Source organism: Nonomuraea zeae (genome assembly GCF_005889725.1).
Lineage (GTDB): Bacteria > Actinomycetota > Actinomycetes > Streptosporangiales > Streptosporangiaceae > Nonomuraea > Nonomuraea zeae.
On the sequence record NZ_VCKX01000527.1, the window covers coordinates 1 to 4,239 of the forward strand.

Consider the following 4,239-nt stretch of genomic DNA (forward strand, 5'->3'; position numbering starts at 1 on the left):
AAGAGACAGCCCACCCAGACGCAGGACCAGGCCCCGCAACAGACCATCCCCGTCCTCGGCAAGCAGGACGGCAAGTCGCTCAAGGGCCACACGAAGGGCGTGCAGACGCTCTCCGCCCTCCCCATGGGCGACAAGACCTGGCTGGTGACCGGCGGACAGGACGGCCGCCTGCGCCTCTGGGACCTGGCCAAGCACAAGTCCCTGGCCACCCTGAAGGGCCACAGCGAGGAGGTCTACGCCGTCGCCTGCATGATGGTCGGCAAGACCCCGATGGCCGTCTCCGGCGGCTACGACGGCAGCGTGCGCCTGTGGAACCTCAAGACCCGCAAGGGCAAGGTGCTCGGCTGGCACGGCGACGCCGTCTACTCGGTCGCGCTCACCAGGGTGAAAGGCAAGTACGTCGCGGTCACCGGCGACGCCAAGGGCTGGCTGCGATTCTGGGACCTGAAGAAGCGCAAGGCCACGGGCAGGAACATCAGGGCCCACCGCAAGCCGGTGAACTGGCTGAACGCCACCCACCTCGGCGACCGCGCCGTGGCGATCTCGGCCGGCGAGGACGGCACCCTGCGGATGTGGGACCTGGCCAAGCGAAAGGCGTACGGCAAGCCGTACAAGGGGCATTCGAAGGGCGTCTACTCGGTGGCGGTGGCAAAGGTGGACGGCAAGCAGGTCGTGGCCTCGGGTGGTAAAGACGGAAAAATCCGGATCTGGGATCCGAAGAGCGGCAAGACCCTCGGCACCATGTCCGGCCACAAGAAGATCATTTACTCGCTGTCCTTCGGCTCCCTGAACGACCGTCAGGTGCTCCTGTCCGGCAGCACCGACGGCACGATCAGGCTCTGGGACCCCGTCACCCGTAAGGCGCTCGGCAAACCGGTCAAGGCCCACAAACGCGGCGTGTACGCGGTCGGCATCATCCCCGCGGGCGCGGGCGCGGCCATCGTCTCGGCAGGTAAGGACAAGCTGGTCAGGCTCTGGAAGACGAAGGACGCGGCTATTGGCTCCTGAGCGGTTCGAAGATCGCGTGGTGGGCGGCCACCAGCGCGCGCCGCACCGCGCGGTCGAGCTCGCGCAGGGCGACCGCCCGCGTTGCGAGCTGCCCAGAGGTGAGCCCGCGCTCCTCGGCCAGCCGGAGCACCCCGGCCAGCCGGGTGGCGAGGGTGGAGACGCGGTGCGCCCGTGCCGGATAGCCGGGCGCCAGCTCGCCGCCGGCCAGGCCGAGCCGCCCAGGACGCTCCTGCAGCGGCCCGTCGACGGAGGCCAGGGCCTCGGTGGCCGATCGGATGGCGTCCGACAATTCCCGCTCTGCCTCCGACAGCGACGGCAGGTCATGGCGTACGGGACCGGAGTCGTGCACGTCCAGGCGTACCCCGACGTAGGACGAGCCGCGCAGGTCGGGCGCCGGCACCAGCCCGAGGTTGCGGTCCTGGAGCACGGCGACGGTGGCCTGGCCGACGTCGACCGCGGCCGCGTTGAACGACGCCGGCCCCGACAGCCCCAGCGGATCGCCGGGCGCGGGCAAAGCGAGACGCAGCTCACACAGTCCGTCGGAGCGCAGGTTTGCCAGGTATTTACGCAGCGGAAGGTCGCCCGCGACGGCGGGTCCCGCGGCGGCTTCCACGTGGTCAGCCGCCTCGTCGAGGCCGACGTGACCGGCGAGCCAGGCATTGCCCCAGGCGACCAGTAGGGGACAGACAGCTGATTCAGGGCGCACCGATCCACGATAAGCGCTCGCCCTGCAATAGGTTTGTCCAGAGGGTGACTCCTAAAGGAGGGATCGGGGATGGGTGGTCAGGTGCTGCGGCTCCAGGACGTCGCCGTCAGGCGCGACGGAGCGGCCCTGCTGCGCGGCATCGACTGGACGGTCAACGAGGACGAACGGTGGGTCGTCATCGGTCCCAACGGTGCGGGCAAGACCACGTTGCTGCAGGTCGCGGCCACGTTGCTCTATCCGAGTGAGGGCCTGGTCGAGGTGCTCGGGGAGCGGCTGGGACAGGCGGACGTGTTCGACCTGCGGCCACGGATCGGGCTGGCGAGCGCCGCGCTGGCCGAGCGCATCCCGCCCGAGGAGAAGGTCATCGACCTCGTGCTCACCGCCTCCTACGCGATCATGGGCCGCTGGACGGAGGAGTACGACTCCAACGACGTGACCAGGGCGGTCGAGCTGATCGACATGATGGGCGCGGCCCATCTGATCAGGCGGCGCTTCGGCACGCTGTCCGAAGGCGAGCGCAAGCGGGTGCAGATCGCCCGCGCGCTCATGCCCGACCCCGAGATGCTGCTGCTCGACGAGCCGGCGGCGGGTCTCGACCTGGGCGGCCGCGAAGACCTGGTGCGCCGGCTGTCGGTGCTGGCCGGCGACTACCGCTCGCCGACGCTGGTGCTGGTGACGCATCACGTGGAGGAGGTGCCGCCCGGCTTCACGCACGGGCTGCTGCTGCGGCACGGCTCGGTGGTGGCCCAGGGGCCGCTGGAGCACGTGATGACGTCCGACAACCTCTCCCACACGTTCGGGGTGCCGCTCTCGCTGGAGAGGAGCGCCGAGAGCCGCTGGTACGCCCGCCCTCACTAGATCACCATTTATGCGGATAAAAGCCGCTCAGCCCTGAAAAGGCACCGAAACCAAATAGCATCGACGAAGTCGGTCCCCTCGGCTTCGGAGCGTCGCCATGACCACGCAACAGCTCATCGTCGCCCTTGTCGTGGTCGCGGCGGTGGGCTTCGGTCTGGCGCGGACGATCCGCATCATCCCGCAGGCCACGGCGGCCATCATCGAGCGGCTCGGCCGCTATCACCGGACGCTCACCCCCGGGCTGAACCTCGTGGTGCCCTTCATCGACCGCGTCAAGGACATGATCGACCTGCGGGAGCAGGTGGTGTCGTTCCCCCCGCAGCCGGTGATCACCTCCGACAACCTGGTCGTGTCGATCGACACCGTCATCTACTTCCAGGTCACCAACCCGAAGGCCGCCACGTACGAGATCGCGAACTTCCTGATCGGCGTCGAGCAGCTCACGGTCACCACGCTGCGCAACGTGGTCGGCGGGATGGATCTCGAACGCACGCTGACCTCGCGCGAGGACATCAACACCGCGCTGCGCGGCGTGCTCGACGAGGCGACGGGCAAGTGGGGGATCCGCGTCAACCGGGTCGAGCTCAAGGCCATCGACCCGCCCGCCTCCATCCAGGACTCGATGGAGAAGCAGATGCGCGCCGACCGCGACAAGCGCGCCGCGGTGCTGACCGCCGAGGGCCAGCGGCAGGCGGCCATCCTGGCCGCGGAGGGCGAGAAGCAGGCGTCGGTGCTGCGGGCGCGCGGCGAGGCGGAGGCGGCCGTGCTGCGCGCCCAGGCGGAGGCCGAGGCCCAGGCCATGCGCGCCAAGGGGCAGGCGGACGCGATCGGCATGGTGTTCAAGGCCATCCACGAAGGCCGGCCCGACCAGCACCTTCTCGCCTACCAGTACCTGCAGACCCTGCCCGAGATCGCCAAGGGCGATGCCAATAAGATCTGGATCGTCCCGTCGGAGATGGGCAAGGTCCTGGAAAACCTGGGCGGCCTCTTCACACCCCCCAAGAGCCCGGACACGTAAGGAGGGCTCGTGACGGGGTGGGAGCTGGCCGCGGTCTCCGCGGCCGGGGTGGTGGCGGGCGGCATCAACGCGGTCGTCGGGTCGGGCTCGCTGATCACGTTCCCCACGCTGGTGGCGCTCGGCGTCGATCCCGTCACGGCGAACGTCTCCAACACCGTCGGGCTCGTCCCCGGCTCCTTCACGGCCGCGTACGGCTACCGCCCGGAGCTCCAGGGACAGCGCGAGCGCCTGCTGCGACTGGGCCTGGCCTCCGGCATCGGAGCGGTGATCGGCGGGATCCTGCTGCTGTTCCTGGATCCCGGCGTCTTCGAGGTCGTCGTCATCGCGCTGATCCTGGTGGCCTGCGTGCTGGTCCTGGTGCAGCCCAGGCTCAACGCCTGGCTGGCCGCGCGGCGCGCGGACGCGCACCCGCACGGAGGCGCGGCGCTGTGGCTGGGCGTGCTGGCCGCGGGCGTCTACGGCGGCTACTTCGGCGCCGCCCAGGGCGTGCTGCTGATCGGCCTGCTCGGCAGCTTCCTCGACGATCACCTCCAGCGGGTGAACGCCGCCAAGAACGTCCTCGCGCTGATCGTCAACGCCGTGGCCGCCGGGCTGTTCATCGTGGTCGCGGACGTGGACTGGCAGGCGGTGCTCGGGGTGGCCATGGGGG

5 protein-coding genes are annotated in these 4,239 nt (G+C 69.8%); 4 read left to right on the forward strand and 1 reads right to left on the reverse strand.

Annotation, left to right across the window (positions count from 1 at the left end):
- Positions 1-1,008 (forward strand): WD40 repeat domain-containing protein (locus ETD85_RS60490; RefSeq protein WP_138698800.1); only part of this gene is annotated, 1,008 nt, incomplete at its 5' end.
- On the opposite strand, the gene ETD85_RS60495 is transcribed toward ETD85_RS60490, so the two are convergent.
- Positions 995-1,714 (reverse strand): hypothetical protein, encoded by a 720-nt coding sequence (locus ETD85_RS60495; protein ID WP_170247471.1) that lies wholly within the window; start codon positions 1,712-1,714, stop codon positions 995-997. The genes ETD85_RS60490 and ETD85_RS60495 overlap by 14 nt on opposite strands.
- A 69-nt stretch (positions 1,715-1,783) precedes the next feature.
- On the opposite strand from ETD85_RS60495, the gene ETD85_RS60500 reads away from it, so the two are divergent.
- The 3 genes from ETD85_RS60500 to ETD85_RS60510 form a co-directional block, all read left to right on the forward strand.
- Positions 1,784-2,572: an ABC transporter ATP-binding protein gene (locus tag ETD85_RS60500; RefSeq protein ID WP_138698801.1), complete on the forward strand. Its 789-nt coding sequence runs from the start codon at positions 1,784-1,786 to the stop codon at positions 2,570-2,572.
- 97 nt (positions 2,573-2,669) lie between these two features.
- Entirely contained in the window at positions 2,670-3,590 is a 921-nt protein-coding gene (locus ETD85_RS60505; RefSeq protein WP_138698802.1) for an SPFH domain-containing protein, read from the forward strand.
- Between the two features lie 9 nt (positions 3,591-3,599).
- Positions 3,600-4,239, forward strand: a 640-nt coding sequence (locus tag ETD85_RS60510; protein WP_138698803.1) for a sulfite exporter TauE/SafE family protein, incomplete at its 3' end; no start/stop codon positions are given.